The sequence below is a fragment of the Streptomyces sp. NPDC002779 genome, assembly GCF_042888685.1.
GTDB lineage: Bacteria > Actinomycetota > Actinomycetes > Streptomycetales > Streptomycetaceae > Streptomyces.
Map to the genome: position 1 here is coordinate 559,432 of NZ_JBIAQC010000003.1, position 19,521 is coordinate 578,952.

Consider the following 19,521-nt stretch of genomic DNA (forward strand, 5'->3'; position numbering starts at 1 on the left):
GGGGTGGGGGGCGAGGGCGGGTCGGGTGAGGTCCAGGGGCGGTTCTGGGGCGGGGTTCGGCTGAGGGGCTTGGTGAAGGGAGGCGTGGTGAGTACGGAAGTTGTCCACAGGCTGGGGGTAATCGTGGGGATCGTGCTGGGCCTGGCGTGGCTGGTGCGGTGGGTGGGGGTGGTGCGGGGTGAGCGGAGGGTTCGGCGGCGGCTCGCCGGGCTGATGGCCGCTGCGGAAGTGCCGCCGGGCGTGCCGAGGTTCCCGGTGCGGAGCCTGGTGCGGCGGTGGCTGCCCGCCGTGGCGGTGGGGTGTGCCGGGTGGGTGCTGGTCGGTGGGGTCGCCGGGGCCGGGGTGGGGCTGGCCGGTGCGGTTGCCCTGGACCGGTGGCGGGGGCGGCGTGCCGTTTCCGAGGGCGCGGTGTACGACGCCGCCGAGGCGGCCCGGCAACTTCCCCTCGCCGCCGATCTGCTGGCGGCCTGCATCGCCGCCGGCGCCGGGCCGGTGATCGCGGCGCAGGCCGTGGGCGAGGCGTTGGGCGGGCCGGTGGGGGAGGGGCTGGCGCGGGGCGCGGCCGAGGTACGGCTGGGAGCTGAACCGGGCGAGGCGTGGCGGAAGTTGGGGGCGCTGCCCGGCGCCGGGGCGCTGGCGCGGTTGTTGGAGCGGGCCGATGTGTCCGGGCTTCCGGCGGCCGGACCGGTCGCCCGCATCGCCGCCGACGCCCGCGCCACCTGGGCGCGTGCCGCGACCGCCCGGGCGCGGCGGGCGGCGGTCCTGGTCACCGCGCCGGTGGGGCTGTGCTTTTTGCCCGCGTTCATCGCGGTGGGTGTGCTGCCCGTGGTGATCGGGCTGGCCGACGGGGTGCTGGAAGGGGGTGGTGGATGACCGGCTTTCGGCTCTGACCAGCAGTCGTATCAACGGAACTGATCCTCACGGGGGTTGCAATGAACAAGGTAATGCGCAAGGCAAGGAATACCGCAGCGAAGGCAGTACGGGCGTGCATGCGGGTCTGTGTCGGACGGCGGGACTCGGGGATGGTGACCTCCGAGTACGCGATGGGGATCATCGCGGCGGTGGCGTTCGCCGTGGTGCTCTACAAGGTGGTCACCAGCGGGCAGGTCAACGCGGAGCTCCAGGCCATCGTGAAGCGGGCGCTCGATGCGCGGATGTGAGCGGCGCGGCGCCGACCGGGGGTTCGTGACGGCGGAGTCGGCCGTGGTGCTGCCCGTGCTGGTGATGTTCGCGATGGCGCTGGTGTGGGGGCTGCTCGTGATCGCCGCCCAGATCCAGTGCGTGGACGCGGCCCGCACGGGCGCCCGCGCCGCGGCACGCCAAGACCCGGCCGACGCGGTCACCGCGGTCACCCGGGAGGCCGCCCCGTCCGGCGCGGAGGTCACCGTCAGCCGCACCGGGGACCAGGTCCGGGTGCTCGTCGTGGCCAAGCCGCCGGTGCTGCGGGGACTGCCCTTCGAGGTACGGGAGGAGGCCGTGGCGGCGGTGGAGGAGGGCGGGGTGGGGCTGGATGCTCCGCCTGCCGGGGCGGTGCCGGACTCGGCGGCGGCGCCGGACACCGAGGCCGCGCCGGACACCGGGGCGGTGCCGGAAGCCGGGGTGGTGCCGGAAGCCGCGCCCGGGCCCGGGACCGGAACCGGAACCGAGCCCGGGGTGGGTCCATGAGCCCCCGCCACTCGGGCGACCCCCACTCGGGCGACCCCCACTCGGGTGATCGCCGCTCGAGCGACCGCCGCCCTGACGACCGCGGCTCCGCCACCGTATGGACCGTCACCACCCTGGCCGTCCTCTGCGTGGTGTTCGCAGTCGTGCTTGCCCTCGGCCAAGCCGTGGTCACCCGGCACCGCGCGGCGGGTGGCGCCGATCTCGCCGCCCTCGCGGCCGCGGACCACTGGGCGGAGGGTGCCCCAGCGGCCTGCGAGCGGGCGGAGAGGGTGGCCCGGGCCCAGGGCACCCGGCTGGTGCGGTGCGCGCTCGTGGGTGACGTCTCGGACGTGTCCGCGGCCGCGGGCCGGGGACCGTTCGCCGCGGAGGTCAGGGCGCGGGCGGGGCCCCCATCTCCGCCGGGGTCTCCTTCTGCGGCGCCCCCCGCAGGAGTTCCGTGAGCAGCCGTACCGCGCCCCTCTTGTGCAGCGGGTCGTTGCCGTTGCCGCACTTCGGGGACTGGATGCAGGACGGGCAGCCGGCCTCGCACTCGCAGGAGGCGATGGCCTCGCGGGTGGCGGTCAGCCAGGCGCGGGCGGTGTGGAAGGCGCGCTCCGCGAAGCCCGCGCCGCCGGGATGGCCGTCGTAGACGAAGACCGTCGGGAGCAGGGTGTCGGGGTGCAGGGGGACGGAGACGCCGCCGATGTCCCAGCGGTCGCAGGTCGCGAAGAGGGGCAGCAGGCCGATCGACGCGTGCTCGGCGGCGTGCAGCGCGCCGCCGAGGATCTCCGGAGTGATCCGGGCCGCGTCGAGCTGGTCCTCGGTGACCGTCCACCACACCGCGCGCGTGCGCAGCGTCCGAGGAGGGAGGTCGAGCTTGGTCTCGCCCAGGATCTCGCCGGTGATCAGGCGCCGGCGGAGGAAGGAGACGACCTGGTTGGTGACTTCGACGGAGCCGTAGCAGAGGCGGCCGTCGCCCCAGGGGATCTCGGTGTCCGTCTCCAGGACGGTGATGGACGTCGTGTCGCGGGCGACCGTGGCGTAGGAGGGGCTGGCCTCCTGGACCAGGGCGACGGAGTCCTCCAGGTCCAGGGAGCGCACCAGGTAGGTGCGGCCCTGGTGCAGATGGACGGCGCCCTCGTGCACGGTGGCGTGGGCGGCGCCCGGGTCGACCGTGCCGAGCAGCCGTCCCGTACCGGACTCGACGACCTGGACCGGGCGGCCGCCCCCGCCGCGGATGTCGGTGAGGTCGGCGGCCCGTTCCCGGCGGGTCCAGTGCCAGGCACTGGTCCGGCGGCGGAGCAGCTTCGCGGCCTCCAGCTGGGGGAGCAGCTCCTCGCAGGCGGGGCCGAACAGCGCCAGGTCCTCCTCGGTCAGCGGCAGCTCCGCCGCCGCGGCGCACAGGTGCGGGGCGAGGACGTACGGGTTGTCGGGGTCGAGGACGGTGGACTCCACGGGCCGGTCGAACAGGGCCTCGGGGTGGTGGACGAGGAACGTGTCCAGCGGGTCGTCCCGGGCGACCAGGACGGCGAGCGCGCCCTGGCCGGAGCGGCCGGCCCGGCCCGCCTGCTGCCACAGCGACGCGCGCGTGCCCGGGTAACCGGCGATCACCACGGCGTCCAGGCCGGAGACGTCGATGCCGAGTTCCAGGGCGGTGGTCGCGGCGAGGCCGAGGAGTTCGCCGGAGTGCAGGGCCTGTTCGAGGGCGCGGCGCTCCTCGGGGAGGTAGCCGCCGCGGTAGGCCGCCACGCGCCGGGCGAGCGAGCGGTCGATCTCGGCGAGGCGTTCCTGGGCGATCACCGAGATCAGCTCGGCGCCGCGCCGGGAGCGGACGAAGGCGACCGAGCGCACCCCCTGGACGGCGAGGTCGGTCAGCAGGTCGGCGGTCTCGGCGGTGGCGGTACGGCGGACCGGGGCGCCCTTCTCGCCCTGCAGCTCGGTGAGCGGGGGCTCCCAGAGGGCGAACACCAGTTCACCGCGGGGTGAGGCGTCGTCGGCCACCTCCACCACCGGCAGGCCGGTCAGGCGGCCGGCGGCGACCGAAGGCTCGGCGGAGGTCGCGGAGGCCAGCAGGAAGACGGGAGAGGCGCCGTAGCGGGCGCACAGGCGGCGCAGCCGGCGCAGTACCTGGGCCACGTGCGAGCCGAAGACGCCCCGGTAGGTGTGGCACTCGTCGATGACGACGTACTTCAGCGACTTCAGGAAGGAGGACCAGCGGGGGTGGGACGGGAGGATGCCGCGGTGCAGCATGTCGGGGTTGGTCAGGACGTAGTTGGCGTACTGGCGGATCCATTCGCGTTCCTCGAACGGCGTGTCCCCGTCGTACACCGCGGGCCGGACGGAATTGCCCAGCGGTTGTGAAAGTTCCTTCACCGATCTGCACTGATCCGCCGCGAGAGCCTTGGTCGGCGCCAGGTAGAGCGCGGTGGCGCCGCGGCCGTTGGCGGCCTCCGAGCCGTCCAGGAGGGCGGAGAGCACGGGCACCAGATAAGCCAGCGACTTGCCGGACGCGGTGCCGGTGGCGACGACCACCGACTCGCCGTCCAGGGCGTGCTCGGCGGCCCGTGCCTGATGGGCCCAGGGGTGATCGACACCGCACGCCTGCACGGCCGCGATCACCTCGGATCGAATCCGGTCAGGCCAGACGGCATGCCGACCCTCCCGCGGGGGCACATGCTCCGTATGAGTGATGCGCGAAGCCCGGCTCGGGCCCGAGGCGAGCCGGCCCAGGACCGTGCCCGGGTCCACCCGGGAAGCGGGGCCCGTCGGGGATCGATCGGATCGGTGATTCTTGGCCATCGGCACCGAGTGTGTCACTGGCGTGACGGACAATGGGACCAAGGCGTCGTGCACGCCCGCCGGTAAGTGATTGAATGCCATCGCGGCTGGCGAACCGTCCTGGGGGCTTCAAGCCGAGGTGTCCCGCGGGACGACCGCTCGATTAGCAAGGTGCTGGAGGATCCGTGGACCTGTCCCTGTCGACCCGTACCGTCGGCGATCGTACGGTCGTCGAGGTCGGTGGCGAAATCGACGTATATACCGCGCCCAAGTTGCGCGAACAGCTGGTCGAGCTGGTGAACGACGGGAGTTTCCACCTCGTCGTGGACATGGAGGGCGTGGACTTCCTCGACTCCACCGGGCTCGGCGTACTGGTCGGCGGCCTGAAGCGAGTGCGTGCCCATGAGGGCTCGCTGCGCCTGGTATGCAACCAGGAGCGCATTCTGAAGATCTTCCGCATCACCGGCCTCACCAAGGTGTTCCCGATCCACACCTCGGTCGAGGAAGCGGTGGCGGCGACCGACTGATCACCGCCTTCGGGCTTCGGCCCCGGGACGGAAGTAGTTCAAGAAGGAGGACCGGGCTTCGGCGGCCCGGCCCTCCGGACAGCACGCCCGTAGTTCCGAGGGGGATGCATGGCCACCGTTGAACTCCGCTTCAGCGCGCTGCCCGAGCACGTCAGGACCGCCCGACTGGTGGCGGCAGCGGTGGCGCGCAGGGCCGGAGTGGACGAGGCCGTACTCGACGAGGTGCGCCTCGCGGTCGGTGAGGCCTGCAGCCGTGCCGTCGGACTGCATCAGCTGGGCGGCGTCACGGCACCGGTGAAGGTGGTGCTGATCGAGGAGGAGAAGCAGTTCTCCATCGAGGTCGGCGACGAGGCGCCGCGCTCCGCCCCGGGCGACCGGGCGCCGGGCACCGCGGCCGATGACGCGGAGGCCGAGGAGGACGAGATGGGCCTCGCGGTCATCAGCGGGCTCGTCGACGACGTCGAGGTCACCGCCGGGGAGCACGGCGGGCTGATCCGTATGACCTGGCCGAGCATTCCGGCCGTCACCGAACTTCCCTGACGTCCTCCGCGGCGTTCTCCGCGAAGACCATCCGAAGGGCCCTACCCCTGGTAGGGCCCTTCGGCATTTCGTGAATTCCTTCACGATCAATCCCCCCGATAATTCGATCAAGTTCATGGCGGGCCGAATCGCGACGTCAATGCCTTTGAGGCATTAGCTCGTTCGGGTTCCGTGATCGGGGGTCGATCATTTGCTGAAGGGCATGCGAAGATTAATTCCGTTTACCGCGCACTGTTTTGATCAGGTTCCGGTACCTACAATCCGTCCACATCTTGAGCTCAGCCCAAGCGTCAAGGAGGACGAATGGCGGGGCTTTCTACCCCTCATCAGTTGGATCAGCCCACAACCTTCGCAGCCGCAGTCCTGACCGATGGCAACCGCGGACTGATCGTGGTCATCGGCGTCGTCGCCCTGGCGGCGCTCGTGGTGGCCGGCATCCTGCTGCGCCAGGTGCTCGCGGCGGGCGAGGGCACCGACAGCATGAAGAAGATCGCGACGGCCATCCAGGAAGGCGCCAACGCCTATCTGGCCCGGCAGATGCGCACGCTCGGCGTATTCGCCGTGGTCGTCTTCTTCCTGCTCATGCTGCTCCCCGCGGACGACTGGTATCAGCGCATCGGCCGATCGGTGTTCTTCTTGATCGGCGCCGCGTTCTCGGCGGCCACCGGCTATATCGGCATGTGGCTCGCCGTACGCAGCAATGTGCGGGTGGCCGCCGCGGCCCGGGAAGCGACCCCGGCGGAGGGTGAGCCGCAAAAGGATCTCACCGCCGTCTCGCACAAAGCCATGAAGATCGCTTTCCGCACGGGCGGCGTCGTCGGCATGTTCACGGTGGGGCTCGGTCTGCTGGGAGCCTCCTGTGTGGTGCTGGTGTACGCGGCCGACGCGCCGAAGGTGCTCGAGGGCTTCGGTCTGGGTGCCGCGCTGATCGCGATGTTCATGCGGGTCGGCGGCGGCATCTTCACCAAGGCCGCCGACGTCGGCGCCGACCTGGTCGGCAAGGTCGAGAAAGGCATTCCGGAGGACGACCCGCGCAATGCCGCGACCATCGCCGACAACGTGGGCGACAACGTCGGCGACTGCGCGGGCATGGCGGCCGACCTCTTCGAGTCGTACGCCGTCACCCTGGTCGCCGCGCTGATCCTCGGCATGGCCGCCTTCGGCGACGCCGGACTCGCCTTCCCGCTGCTGGTGCCCGCGATCGGCGTGATCACGGCCATGATCGGCATCTTCGCCGTGGCCCCGCGCCGCAGCGACCGCAGCGGCATGACGGCGATCAACCGCGGCTTCTTCATCTCCGCGGTGATCTCGCTGGTCCTGGTGGCCATCGCGGTCTTCGTCTACCTGCCCTCGTCCTACGCCGACCTGGACGGCGTCACCGACGCGACCATCCAGGGCAAGAGCGGCGACCCGCGGATCCTCGCGCTCGTCGCCGTGGCGATCGGCATCCTGCTCGCCGCCGTCATCCAGCAGCTGACCGGCTACTTCACCGAGACCAACCGCCGTCCGGTGAGGGACATCGGCAAGAGCTCCCTGACCGGTCCCGCGACCGTCGTCCTCGCCGGTGTCTCCGTCGGCCTCGAATCGGCCGTCTACACCGCCCTGTTGATCGGCCTCGGCGTCTACGGGGCCTTCCTGCTCGGCGGTACGTCGATCATGCTGGCGCTGTTCGCGGTGGCGCTGGCCGGTACCGGCCTGCTCACCACGGTCGGTGTGATCGTCGCGATGGACACCTTCGGGCCGGTCTCCGACAACGCCCAGGGCATCGCCGAGATGTCCGGCGACGTCGAGGGCGCGGGCGCCCAGGTGCTCACCAACCTGGACGCGGTCGGCAACACCACCAAGGCCATCACCAAGGGCATCGCCATCGCCACCGCGGTCCTCGCGGCCGCGGCGCTCTTCGGCTCCTACCGCGACGCCATCACCACCGGCGCCCGGGACGTGGGCGAGAAGCTGTCGGGCGACGACGCGCCCCTGAGCCTGATGATGGACATCTCGCAGCCCAACAACCTCGTCGGCCTCATCGCCGGCGCGGCGGTCGTGTTCCTCTTCTCCGGACTGGCCATCAACGCCGTGTCGCGGTCGGCCGGTTCGGTGGTCTACGAGGTGCGGCGGCAGTTCCGCGAGCGGCCCGGAATCATGGACTACACGGAGAAGCCGGAGTACGGCAAGGTCGTCGACATCTGTACGCGGGACGCGCTCAGGGAACTGACGACTCCCGGTCTGCTCGCCGTGATGGCGCCCATCTTCATCGGGTTCACGCTCGGCGTCGGCCCCCTCGGCGCCTTCCTGGCGGGCGCGATCGGTGCGGGCACGCTGATGGCGGTGTTCCTGGCCAACTCCGGCGGCGCCTGGGACAACGCCAAGAAACTCGTCGAGGACGGCCACCACGGCGGCAAGGGCAGCGAGGCCCACGCCGCCACGGTGATCGGCGACACGGTCGGCGACCCCTTCAAGGACACCGCCGGTCCCGCGATCAACCCGCTGCTGAAGGTGATGAACCTGGTGGCGCTGCTGATCGCTCCCGCGGTGATCGATTTCTCGTACGGCGACGACGAGAACATCGGCGCACGGGTACTGATCGCGGTGCTGTCGTTCCTGGTGATCGCCGGTGCCGTGTACATCTCCAAGCGGCGCGGGATCGCCATGGGCGACGACGACAGCGCGGAGCGGACGGCCGACTCGGGCGACCGGGCGGTGATTTCGGGGAGCTAGGCGCACGGCCCGGCTCACCAGGGCGGGCGAGAGGCGCGTACGGACGCGCTTCCCGCCCGCTCTGTGTGTTCACGCCCCCTTCGTGAGCCTTCTCTCACATGGTGCAAACGGCCCAGAAGTAAACGTAACGGACAGTCGGCGTAGGGATCTCGACCCTCTGCCGTGTATGTTCCGGGGCCGAGAGCCATGGAAGGGACCAATCCGGTGAACAAGAAGCTCACGGCCGCGCTGTCCGGCGGTGCGGTACTGGTAATGGCGCTGTCGGGATGCAGCAGCGATGACGGCAACGAGAAGCTCGACGCCTGGGCCAAGCAGGTCTGCGACGCCGTAAAGCCGCAGGCCAAGAAGATCGAGGCCGCCAACATTGCCATCCAGAAGGAAACCTCGGACAACAGCTCGCCGGAGGACGTCCAGAAGACCGACGCCAAGGCGTTCCAGGACATGTCCGACGCCTACAAGGCGATCGGCGACGCCGTGGACAAGGCCGGCGCGCCGGACGCCGGGGACGCCAAGAACAGCGAGAAGAAGCAGCAGGACGCGGTCAAGGAGCTCAACAGCATCTCCGCGTCCTACGCCTCCCTGAAGAAGCAGGTCGACGAACTCGACACCAAGGACCAGGCGAAGTTCGCGGACGGCCTCAAGGACATCGCCACCGAGCTGAACAAGCTCAGCACCAGCGGCAGCAACGCCCTCAAGGAACTGGAGGAGGGCGAGGTCGGCCAGGCGATGGCGAAGCAGCCCAGCTGCAACGCGGCGTCCGGGGCGGCCACGGCCGCGGCGAGCTGACGCCGAGCAGCCGCGAGGAGCGGGTAGTGCGGGTCACAATGGGGGCGTGAGTACCTCCAGGCTGCCCGCTCTGCCCGCTTCCGATCGTTCCGATGTCACCGCCCGGCTGCGGGAGGCCCTGCTCGGGGCCTCCTTCACCGCCGACGGACTGCTCGAACTGCTCGGTGCGCCCGCGTATGCGGCGCTCGCCCGCAGCGAGACCGTCCCCGCGCTCCGGGCGACCCGCGGGGACACGCCGCTGGAGACGCTCGTCCGGCTGTTCCTTCTTCAGCAGCCCGTCCCGCACGCGCGCGTGGCGGACGTGCTGCCCGTCGACGCGTGCCTGGAGACCGGCTGGCTGGTCGAGGCCGGCGCAGACGAGCTGGCCGCGACCGTGGATGTACGGCCCTACGGCGGCCCCGCGGACGAGGACTGGTTCATCGTCTCGGACCTCGGATGCGCTGTTGGCGGCGCCGGGGGCATCGGCAGCACCGAGGAGGGCGTCGTCCTCGGCGTCGGCGGCGCCTCCACGACCCTCGCTGGCATCACCGTCCGTACGCCCGTCTCCGCCGCCCTCGATCTCGGCACCGGCTCCGGGATCCAGGCCCTGCACGCCGCCCAGCACGCCACGCGCGTGACGGCGACCGATCTCAACCCGCGCGCGCTGCACATCACCGCGCTGACCCTCGCCCTGTCCGGCGCGCCGGACGCGGATCTGCGCGCGGGCTCGCTGTTCGAGCCGGTCCGGGACGACGAGACGTACGACTTGATCGTCTCCAACCCGCCCTTCGTGATCTCGCCGGGCGCGCGGCTGACGTACCGGGACGGCGGGATGGGCGGGGACGATCTGTGCCGGTCGCTCGTTGTCGGTGCGGGCGACCGCCTGAACGAGGGCGGGTTCGCGCAGTTCCTCGCCAACTGGCAGCACGTCGCGGGGGAGGACTGGCAGGACAGGCTGAGGTCATGGGTGCCGCGAGGGTGTGACGCGTGGATCGTCCAGCGCGAGGTGCAGGACGTCACGCAGTACGCCGAGCTGTGGCTGCGGGACGCCGGCGACCACCACGGTGACCCCGCCGAGTACCAGGCGCGGTACGACGCCTGGCTGGACGAGTTCGAGGCGCGCAAGGTGAAGGCCGTCGGCTTCGGCTGGATCACGCTGCGCAGGACGGGCGCCGCCGTGCCCTCCGTCACCGTGGAGGAGTGGCCGCACCCCGTCGAGCAGCCGCTCGGCGACACGGTACGGGCGTATTTCGGCCGCCTCGACTACCTGCGGGCGCACGACGACGCGGCCCTGCTCGAAGGGCACTTCCGGCTCGCCGCGGAAATCGTCCAGGAGCAGGTCGGACTGCCCGGCGCCGAGGACCCCGAGCATGTCGTGCTGCGCCAGAACCGCGGGATGCGCCGGGCCACCAAGGTGGACACGGTCGGCGCCGGGTTCGCGGGCGTGTGCGACGGCACGCTCAGCGCGGGGCGCATCCTGGACGCCATCGCCCAGCTGGTCGGCGAGGACCCGGTGCTGCTGCGCGACCGTACGCCCGCGCAGATCCGGCTGCTGGTGGAGCAGGGGTTCCTGGATCCGGCGTGAGGGCGGGGGCGCCCGGGGTTCGAGGGCGCCCTGGCGGGGCCTCGCGGGCCGCTTCAAGGGGCGTGAATTCGGCCGAGATCCTGCGCCTGGATCGCCGGCCGGCATCCTCACCTGGATTCCGGCGGCACGCCCGGGTGACGACCCCCGTGGGCCCTCCGCCGCGTCGCCCCGGCGTTCACCTCGGGTTCGCCCCGCTGCCGCCCGCGCGTGTCAGCCTCGCGGTGCCGAGGCATGCGCGGAGCGGGGAATAGGGGGCAGGGGCGCCATGGAGAGCGGACCGGCGATCTTCGCGGGGCTGGTGTTCGGCCTGTTCGGAGCCGGGCTCCTGGTGTGGACGGCGGCCCGGGCGCGGCACCGGGAACCGGTCGCCCACGGTGTGAACCCCGTCGCATCCACGACCCTCGCTAGCTGTGCCGCGGTGATCGCGCTCGCCCTCGCCGTGTGGTGCTTCACCCGCCTGTGAGAACCGCTGTTGGTACCGGGCCCGGGCTGGGACTCCGATAACTGGGAGGCACTCCTCCGGAAACGCTCGAAAAGGCCGGTGGCCACTCCGGGCGGCAGGAATGGCGGTAGTCGGGTTACCGTTCGAGTGGCCGTTGCGGGCTTTTCCCGTTTGACACGGGGGCGGGATGTACCGTCACACTCCGCAGCGTCACCAGTACCCGACCCCGGGAGAGCAGGCCTGGGGAGATCACCCAGCGTCGACCGGAGAGAAGAGCGAAGTTGTCCCCGACCAGCGAGACCGCGAAGGGCGGCCGCCGACTCGTCATCGTCGAGTCGCCTGCCAAGGCGAAGACGATCAAGGGCTATCTCGGCCCCGGATACGTTGTCGAGGCGAGCGTCGGGCACATCCGCGACCTCCCCAACGGCGCCGCGGAGGTGCCCGAGAAGTACACCGGTGAGGTCCGCCGCCTCGGTGTGGACGTAGAACATGACTTCGCCCCGATCTATGTGGTCAACGCCGACAAGAAGGCTCAGGTCAAGAAGCTCAAGGACCTGCTGAAGGATTCGGACGAGCTCTACCTCGCCACCGATGAGGACCGCGAGGGCGAGGCCATCGCCTGGCACCTCCAGGAGGTGCTCAAGCCCAAGGTCCCGGTCAAGCGGATGGTCTTCCACGAGATCACCAAGGCCGCGATCCAGGCCGCCGTGGCCAACCCCCGGCAGCTGAACCAGAAGCTGGTGGACGCCCAGGAGACCCGCCGCATCCTCGACCGCCTCTACGGCTACGAGGTCTCGCCGGTCCTGTGGAAGAAGGTCATGCCGCGGCTGTCGGCGGGCCGCGTCCAGTCGGTCGCCACCCGGCTCGTGGTGGAGCGGGAACGCGAGCGCATCGCGTTTCGTTCCGCTGAGTACTGGGACCTGACGGGCACCTTCGCGACCGGCCGCGCCGGGGACTCGTCGGACCCGTCGTCGCTGGTCGCCCGCCTGCAGGCCGTCGACGGCAGGCGGGTCGCGCAGGGCCGCGACTTCGACTCCCTGGGACAGCTCAAGAGCGCGAACACCCTGCACCTCGACGAGGCGAACGCCCGCGCCCTGGCCGCCGCCCTGGAGCAGACGCGGTTCGCGGTCCGCTCGGTCGAGTCCAAGCCGTACCGCCGCTCGCCGTACGCCCCCTTCCGTACGACGACGCTCCAGCAGGAGGCGTCGCGCAAGCTCGGTTTCGGCGCGAAGGCGACCATGCAGGTCGCCCAGAAGCTGTACGAGAACGGCTACATCACGTACATGCGTACGGACTCCACGACGCTCAGCGACACCGCCGTCGCCGCCGCCCGTGCGCAGGTCACGCAGCTGTACGGCGCCGACTACCTGCCCGCCGCCCCGCGCACCTACGCCGGGAAGGTGAAGAACGCGCAGGAGGCGCACGAGGCGATCCGCCCCTCGGGTGATCGTTTCCGCACGCCCGCCGAGACCGGACTGACCGGCGACCAGTTCAGGCTCTACGAGCTGATCTGGAAGCGGACCGTCGCTTCCCAGATGAAGGACGCGACCGGCAACAGCGTGACCGTGAAGATCGCCGGCACCGCCGCCGACGGCCGCGACGTCGAGTTCAGCGCCTCCGGCAAGACGATCACCTTCCACGGCTTCCTCAAGGCCTACGTCGAGGGCGCCGACGACCCGAACGCCGAGCTGGACGACCGCGAGCGCCGGCTGCCCCAGGTCAGCGAGGGCGACGCGCTCAGCGCCGAGGAGATCACGGTCGACGGGCACGCCACCAAGCCCCCGGCCCGCTACACCGAGGCCAGCCTGGTCAAGGAGCTCGAAGAGCGCGAGATCGGCCGCCCGTCGACGTACGCCTCGATCATCGGCACGATCCTCGACCGCGGCTATGTCTTCAAGAAGGGCACGGCCCTCGTGCCGTCCTTCCTGTCCTTCGCCGTGGTCAACCTCCTGGAGAAGCACTTCGGGCGGCTCGTCGACTACGACTTCACCGCCAGGATGGAGGACGACCTCGACCGCATCGCCCGCGGTGAGGCTCAGTCCGTGCCGTGGCTGAAGCGGTTCTACTTCGGTGAGGGCGAGGCCGCGGCCGTCGGCGGTGCCGCCGAGGCGGGCAACGGCGACGGGGACCACCTCGGCGGCCTCAAGGAGCTGGTGACCGACCTGGGCGCGATCGACGCGCGCGAGGTGTCCTCGTTCCCGGTGGGCGACGGCATCGTGCTGCGGGTCGGCCGCTACGGCCCGTACATCGAGCGCGGCGAGAAGGACTCCGAGAACCACCAGCGCGCGGACATCCCCGAGGACCTGGCGCCCGACGAGCTGTCCGTGGAGCTGGCCGAGGAACTGCTCGCCAAGCCGAGCGGCGACTTCGAGCTGGGCACCGACCCGGCGACCGGTCACCAGATCGTCGCCAAGGACGGCCGCTACGGCCCGTACGTCACCGAGATCCTCCCCGAGGGCACCCCGAAGACCGGCAAGAACGCCGTGAAGCCGCGGACGGCCTCGCTGTTCAAGTCGATGGCGCTGGACACGGTCACGCTCGACGACGCCCTGAAGCTGATGTCGCTGCCGCGGGTCGTCGGCACCGACGCCGAGGGCCAGGAGATCACCGCGCAGAACGGCCGCTACGGCCCGTATCTGAAGAAGGGCACGGACTCGCGTTCGCTCCAGTCCGAGGACCAGCTCTTCACGATCACCATCGAAGAGGCGCTGGAGATCTACTCCCAGCCCAAGCAGCGTGGCCGGGCCGCCGCCAAGCCGCCGCTGAAGGAGCTGGGCGTCGACCCGGTCAGCGAGAAGCCGGTCGTGGTGAAGGACGGCCGCTTCGGTCCGTACGTCACCGACGGGGAGACCAACGCGACCCTGCGCTCCGGCGACAGCGTCGAGGAGATCACCCCGGAGCGCGGCTTCGAGCTGCTCGCCGAGAAGCGTGCCAAGACGCCCGCCAAGAAGACGGCGAAGAAGGCGACGACGAAGAAGACCGCCGCCAAGAAGGCCCCGGCCAAGAAGGCGACGGCCGCGAAGAAGACCGCGGCGACGAAGACCGTGGCGAAGAAGACCACGACCGCCAAGAAGACCGCGGCGAAGAAGGCGACGGCCGCCAAGCCGGCCGCGGAGGACTGAGCCGCACCCGGCTCAATCCCCGTACTTCTTCGCGAAACGAACGCCCCGGCATCACTCTTTGGTGTCGGGGCGGGCGTACGTTCGGACGGCCCCCGCGGACTGTCGGTGGCTGCCGATAGGCTGAATGCATGACGCGTGCCGAGCAGCCAACGGCCCATCCGCCGGCCCCCGACGACGCCCTCGCGGCGGACTCGCGCGAACGCGCCGTCCGCGCCCTGCTGCGCCGACCGCAGCTCAAGCGGTTGTGGAGCGCACAACTGGTGGGCAGCGTCGGCGATGTCCTCGCCCTGCTGGTGCTGGTCCTCCTCGCGCTCCAAGCGGCCATCGCCGAGGGGTCCTTCGGCGGGGGATACCGGGGCGTGGCGTTCGCAGTGGCGACCGTCTTCGGGGCGCGGATCCTCGCGACCCTCCTCTTCGGCGCCGTCCTGCTCGGCCCGCTCACCTCGCTGACCTCCCAGGAAGGGCCGCTCGACCGCCGCTGGACGATGGTCGGCGCGGACGGCGTGCGGGCCGCGATGCTGATCGTCGCGCCGCTGTGGATCGACTGGACGCCGGACAACGCCCTGGCCCTGCTGCTGGTGACCGTCTTCGTGACCGGAGTCGCCGAGCGGTTCTGGGCCGTGTGCCGGGAGAGCGCGGCGCCCGCGCTGCTGCCCGCCCCGCCGCCGGAGGGCGCGACGGTACGCCCGCTGCCCGACCACATGGACGCGCTGCGCCGGCTGTCCCTGCGTACCGGCTTCCTCGCGGTGCCGCTCGCGGCCGCCGCGCTGGTCACCGCAGCCCTGTTCAACAACCTGCTGGCCACCGGGATCGACTGGTTCGGCGAGCACCAGGCCGCGCTGCCCTCGTATGTCGCGGCCGGTCTGTTCGCCGCGTCCCTGTCCGTGCTGACCTTCCTGGAACTGCCGGACACCCGCACCCCACGCGCGCGTTCCCCGCTGGAGGGACTGCGCCGCCCCAAGACGGGCACCGGTGTCGACAAGGGCCGCACCGGCGCGATCCCGCTGCTGGTGCCGGCCTGCGCGTCCGTCGCGGGCGCGGTGGCCGCCGCCGTCGCCGTGTCGGTGCTGCACGCCAAGGACCTGGGCGGCGGCCCGGTGCTGTACGGCCTGCTGGTGCTCGCGCTGACCGGCGGAGTCGTCGTCGGCATCCGTACGGCGCCCAAGGCGCTGGTCTCGCTGTCGCGGCGCCGCCTGCTGGCACTGGCCATCGCGCTCACCGGCGTCGCGCTGCTCACCGCGGGTCTCGTCCCGGACGTCACCACCGTCCTGCTGGTCGTCGCCCTCGCGGGCGCCGCCGCGGGCGTGGCCGCCAACACCGGTCACACGCTGCTGGACCAGGAGACCGAGGAGTTCCGCCGCCCCCGTACGACCGAGCATCTGCACGCGGTCGTACGGGTGTTCGTGGCGCTCGGTGCGGTCGTCGCGCCCTTGGTGGCCGCGGCGATCGGCCCGCACCGGCTGGAGAGCGGCCGGTTCGTGTTCGCGCACGGAGGTGCCGCGTTCACGCTGATGCTGGTCGGCGCGCTGCTGCTGCCGGTGGCCGCGCTGGTGCTGGCCAAGGTGGACGACCGGTCCGGTGTGCCGCTGCGGCACGATCTGCGCGACGCGCTGCGCGGCGGTGACGACCCCGAGCAGACGCCCACCGCGTCCGGCTTCTTCCTCGCCCTGGAGGGCGGCGACGGCGCCGGCAAGTCCACCCAGGCCGAGGCGCTCGCCGAGTGGATCCGGGGCAAGGGCCACGAGGTCGTCGTCACGCGCGAGCCGGGCGCCACGCCGGTGGGCAAGCGGCTGCGCTCGATCCTGCTGGACGTCTCCAGCGCCGGGCTCTCGCACCGCGCGGAGGCGCTGCTGTACGCCGCGGACCGCGCGGAGCACGTCGACACGGTGGTCCGGCCCGCGCTGGAGCGGGGCGCCGTGGTCATCTCCGACCGGTACATCGACTCGTCGGTGGCCTACCAGGGGGCGGGCCGTGACCTCTCGCCCACCGAGATCGCCCGTATCAACCGCTGGGCCACCAACGGTCTGGTGCCGCATCTGACCGTGCTGCTGGACGTCGACCCGGCGACCGCGCGCGAGCGCTTCACCGAGGCGCCGGACCGGCTGGAGTCGGAGCCCGCGGAGTTCCACGCGCGCGTGCGGTCCGGTTTCCTCACGCTGGCCGCCTCCGACCCCGGCCGCTACCTCGTGGTCGACGCGGGCCAGGAGCCGGAGGCCGTCACGACCGTCATCCGGCACCGGCTCGACCAGGCGCTGCCGCTGTCCGAGCAGGAGATCCGGGAGCAGAAGGAGGCGCGGCGCAGGGCCGAGGAGGAGGCCCGCCGCAAGGCCGAGGAAGAGGCCGCCCGCAAGGCCGAGGAGGAGCGGCAGGAGCGCGAGCGCCAGGAGCAGCTCGCCCGGCTGCGCGCAGAGGAAGAGGAGCGCAAGCGCCGCGAGCTGGAGGAGGCGCAGCGCCGCGAGGCCGAACGCCAGGCGGAGGAGGCCCGGCAGCGCGCTGAGGAGGCGGCTCGCCGTGCCGAGGAGGAACGGCAGCGGCTGCTCGCCGAGGAGAAGGCCCGCGCCGAGGAAGAGGCCCGCCGCAGGGCGGAGGAGGAACGCCGCCGCAGGCAGGCCGAGGAGGAGGCACGGCTGCGCGCCGAGGCCGAGGCGCGGCGCCTGGAGAAGCAGCGCAAGGCGGAAGAGGCGCTGCTGCGGGCCGAGGAGGCGCGGCGACTGGCCGAGGCGGCGGCCGCGGCGGCGGAGACGGCCGGGGCGGGGCCGAAGCGGGCGACTCCGGCGGCACCTGCGGCCGCGCAGGACGCGGCTACGGTTCCTACGCCGGTGGTGACGCCGACGAATGCCTCCGGGGGGCCTGCGGAGGATACTGCGGTGTTGCCGCGGGCTGACGCTGGGGCGGCGGGTGCGGCGGGTGCGGCGGGTGTGCCGGGTGTGCCGGGTGCGGGTTACGGGGTGGCGGAGTCCCGGGTGGCTGATGCCCGGGTGACGGATGCCGAGGTGTCGGGTTCCGGGGCGGCGGATGCCCGGGAGGCTGATGCCGGGGTCACTGATTCCGAGGACACTGCGGAGGTGCCGCGGCCGGGGGAGCCGTCGGGGGCCTCGGAGGAGACGAGCGTGCTGCCGCGGCCGGGGGAGCCCTCGGGGGCCTCTGACGAGACGGCGGTGCTGCCTCCGGTGCGGGGCGCTGAGGAGACGGCGGTGCTGCGTCCGGTGAGGGACGTGGATGAGGCGGCGGCTCCGGCGCGGGCTGCTGATGAGACGGCCGTGCTGCCGAAGGTCGCTCCGGGCGCCGCGGACGAGACCGCGGTGCTGCCGCCCGTGCGGGGCGGGGATCCGGCGGACCGGGTTCCGCCGGGGTTCTTCCGGGAGGATGCCCGGGACGACGCCCGGCGCGACGGGGCGAACGACCGAACGCGGGAGCTGCCGCAGGTCGATGCCGAGGGTCAGGCGCGGGGCGATGCGCGGGGCGATGGGCAGAGCGGTTCCAGGGGTGGCGGAGCGCAGTCGGGTCGGCGGCGTCGGCGGCCGCGGTCGGACTGGGCGGAGGAGACACCGCTGGACGATCTGCCGTCACTGGCGGACGAACTGCTCGGCCCGCGGGATGACGAGCCGGACGATGAGCGCGGCCGGGGGCGGGGGCGGCGCTGAGCCGTCGGCCGGTGTCGAGGATGGGGCGGTGCTCAGTCCTCGGCCGGGTGCCGGGGGCTGCGGTGCCGATGAGCGGGGCGGGGGTGTCGGTGAGCTGTCGGCCGGGGATGGGGGCGGTGCTCAGTCCTCGGCTGGGCGTCGGGGGCTGCGGTGCCGATGAGCGGGGTCGGGGCGGGGTGCAGAGCCTTCGGCTCGTGTTGGTGCGGCTGTGGTGTCGAGATGCGGGGCCGGGGCGGTGCTGCGCCGTCGGCCCGTGTCCGTGCGGTTGCGGTGTCGAGTTGCGGGGGCCGGGGGCCGTGTTGAGCTGTCGGTCGGCGTCCGCGTGGCGGTGGGCGGACCTCGTTGTCAGTGGCGACCCGCACAATGGATGCCGTACCGCTGCAGGTGGACGGAAAGGCGGCGTGTGGCATGACCGTGTGGGATGACCTCGTCGGGCAGGAGAAGGTGAGCGAGCAGCTGATCGCCGCTGCCCGGGACGCCGACGCCCTGGTCACCGCGGCCGCCACCCACGTCCCGCCCCCCGAGGCGTCGAAGATGACGCACGCCTGGCTCTTCACGGGCCCCCCCGGCGCCGGCCGCGCCCAGACGGCCCGGGCCTTCGCCGCCGCGCTCCAATGCGTCAGCCCCGACCGCGCCCTCGGCGGGACCCCCGGCTGCGGCTTCTGCGACGGCTGTCATACGGCGCTGGTGGGCACCCATGCCGACGTCAGCACCGTCGCCGCCGTGGGTTCGCAGATCCTCGTCGACGACATGAGGGACACCGTCCGCAAGTCGTTCACCTCACCGGCCACCGGCCGCTGGCAGATCATCCTGGTCGAGGACGCCGAGCGGCTGAACGAGAAGTCGGCCAACGCCGTCCTGAAGGCGGTGGAGGAGCCTGCCCCCCGTACGGTCTGGATGCTGTGTGCCCCGTCCATCGAGGACGTCCTGCCCACGATCCGCTCCCGCTGCCGCCACCTGAACCTGCGTACGCCCTCCGTCGACGCGATCGCGGACATGCTGGTACGCCGGGAGGGCATCGAGCCCGCGGTCGCCGCCGCCGCGGCCCGCGCCACGCAGGGCCACGTCGACCGGGCGCGCCGGCTGGCCACGGACCCGGCCGCGCGCGAGCGCCGGGCCGCCGTTCTCAAGCTGCCGTTGCGGGTCGAGGACATCGGCGGCTGCCTCAAGGCCGCGCAGGAACTCGTCGACGCGGCGGCCGAGGACGCCAAGCAGCTCGCCGAGGAGATGGACGGCAAGGAGACCGAGGAGCTGAAGACGGCCCTCGGCGCGGCCCAGGGCGGCCGGCTCCCGCGCGGCACGGCGGGCGTGATGAAGGACCTGGAGGACAAGCAGAAGCGCCGCCGCACCCGCACCCAGCGCGACAGCCTCGACCTCGCCCTGACCGACCTCACCGCCTTCTACCGCGACGTCCTCGCCCTCCAGCTCGGCTCCCGCGTGGCCATCGCCAACGCCGACGCCGAGGACACCCTGCAGCGGCTCGCCTGCGGCAGCACCCCGGAGTCCACGCTGCGCCGGATCGAGGCCATCGCCGCGTGCCGGGACGCGCTGGACCGCAATGTGGCTCCGCTGCTGGCGGTGGAGGCGATGACGATGGCGCTGAGAGCGGGCTGAGCCCGTCGGCGCCGGGCGGCAACCGGTCACCCTGCGGCGCGGCCCACGCGCCAGGCGGGCAGCTCACCCCCACCCCGTCCCCCGTCGCATCAACGGCAGGTTGACCACGTAACCCGTACGAGCTGTGATCCTCACGGAGGGCTTC

13 protein-coding genes and 1 pseudogene are annotated in these 19,521 nt (G+C 72.1%); 13 read left to right on the plus strand and 1 reads right to left on the minus strand.

What is annotated here, in order from left to right; translation table 11 throughout:
• Window positions 1-87 precede the first annotated feature (87 nt).
• The 4 genes and pseudogenes from ACFYW5_RS12470 to ACFYW5_RS12485 all read left to right on the plus strand — a co-directional run bounded on the left by ACFYW5_RS12470 (window position 88) and on the right by ACFYW5_RS12485 (window position 2,105).
• The gene (locus ACFYW5_RS12470; protein WP_389416899.1) at window positions 88-873 is read left to right on the plus strand and encodes a type II secretion system F family protein; all 786 of its coding nucleotides are present in this window, start codon (window positions 88-90) and stop codon (window positions 871-873) included.
• Window positions 874-944: 71 nt separating this feature from the next.
• On the plus strand, window positions 945-1,160 hold the full coding sequence (locus tag ACFYW5_RS12475; protein ID WP_389416900.1) for a DUF4244 domain-containing protein: 216 nt from the start codon (window positions 945-947) through the stop codon (window positions 1,158-1,160).
• Window positions 1,147-1,494, plus strand: a pseudogene (locus ACFYW5_RS12480) (TadE family type IV pilus minor pilin); the annotation flags it as partial. The gene ACFYW5_RS12475 and the pseudogene ACFYW5_RS12480, both read left to right, overlap by 14 nt.
• 167 nt (window positions 1,495-1,661) lie before the next feature.
• Window positions 1,662-2,105 (plus strand): Rv3654c family TadE-like protein, encoded by a 444-nt coding sequence (locus ACFYW5_RS12485; RefSeq protein WP_389416901.1) that lies wholly within the window; start codon window positions 1,662-1,664, stop codon window positions 2,103-2,105.
• Here ACFYW5_RS12485 and ACFYW5_RS12490 read toward each other — a convergent pair.
• Complete coding sequence (locus tag ACFYW5_RS12490; RefSeq protein WP_389416902.1) at window positions 2,035-4,524, minus strand: DEAD/DEAH box helicase; 2,490 nt, start codon at window positions 4,522-4,524, stop codon at window positions 2,035-2,037. The two genes, ACFYW5_RS12485 and ACFYW5_RS12490, sit on opposite strands and share 71 nt — an antisense overlap.
• A gap of 83 nt (window positions 4,525-4,607) precedes the next feature.
• Between ACFYW5_RS12490 and bldG the strand changes: the two genes are divergently transcribed.
• From bldG to ACFYW5_RS12535, 9 genes are all read left to right on the plus strand, one after another.
• Window positions 4,608-4,949, plus strand: a complete 342-nt coding sequence (gene bldG / locus ACFYW5_RS12495) for an anti-sigma factor antagonist BldG (RefSeq protein WP_003975386.1) — start codon at window positions 4,608-4,610, stop codon at window positions 4,947-4,949.
• Between the two features lie 108 nt (window positions 4,950-5,057).
• Window positions 5,058-5,489 (plus strand): ATP-binding protein, encoded by a 432-nt coding sequence (locus tag ACFYW5_RS12500; protein WP_389416903.1) that lies wholly within the window; start codon window positions 5,058-5,060, stop codon window positions 5,487-5,489.
• Between the two features lie 303 nt (window positions 5,490-5,792).
• Window positions 5,793-8,204 (plus strand): sodium-translocating pyrophosphatase, encoded by a 2,412-nt coding sequence (locus tag ACFYW5_RS12505; RefSeq protein WP_389416904.1) that lies wholly within the window; start codon window positions 5,793-5,795, stop codon window positions 8,202-8,204.
• A 186-nt stretch (window positions 8,205-8,390) separates the two neighbouring features.
• Window positions 8,391-8,990 (plus strand): small secreted protein, encoded by a 600-nt coding sequence (locus ACFYW5_RS12510; RefSeq protein ID WP_389416905.1) that lies wholly within the window; start codon window positions 8,391-8,393, stop codon window positions 8,988-8,990.
• A gap of 46 nt (window positions 8,991-9,036) precedes the next feature.
• Entirely contained in the window at window positions 9,037-10,554 is a 1,518-nt protein-coding gene (locus tag ACFYW5_RS12515) for a methyltransferase (protein WP_389416906.1), read from the plus strand.
• Between the two features lie 265 nt (window positions 10,555-10,819).
• On the plus strand, window positions 10,820-11,017 hold the full coding sequence (locus ACFYW5_RS12520) for a hypothetical protein (RefSeq protein WP_389416907.1): 198 nt from the start codon (window positions 10,820-10,822) through the stop codon (window positions 11,015-11,017).
• 260 nt (window positions 11,018-11,277) lie between these two features.
• A complete protein-coding gene (topA, locus tag ACFYW5_RS12525) occupies window positions 11,278-14,118 on the plus strand; it encodes a type I DNA topoisomerase (protein WP_389416908.1) in 2,841 nt (946 codons plus the stop codon).
• Between the two features lie 128 nt (window positions 14,119-14,246).
• Window positions 14,247-17,762 (plus strand): dTMP kinase, encoded by a 3,516-nt coding sequence (tmk, locus tag ACFYW5_RS12530; RefSeq protein ID WP_389416909.1) that lies wholly within the window; start codon window positions 14,247-14,249, stop codon window positions 17,760-17,762.
• Between the two features lie 408 nt (window positions 17,763-18,170).
• Window positions 18,171-19,376, plus strand: coding sequence for a DNA polymerase III subunit delta' (locus tag ACFYW5_RS12535; RefSeq protein WP_389416910.1), 1,206 nt, complete (start codon window positions 18,171-18,173; stop codon window positions 19,374-19,376).
• Window positions 19,377-19,521: the final 145 nt, after the last annotated feature.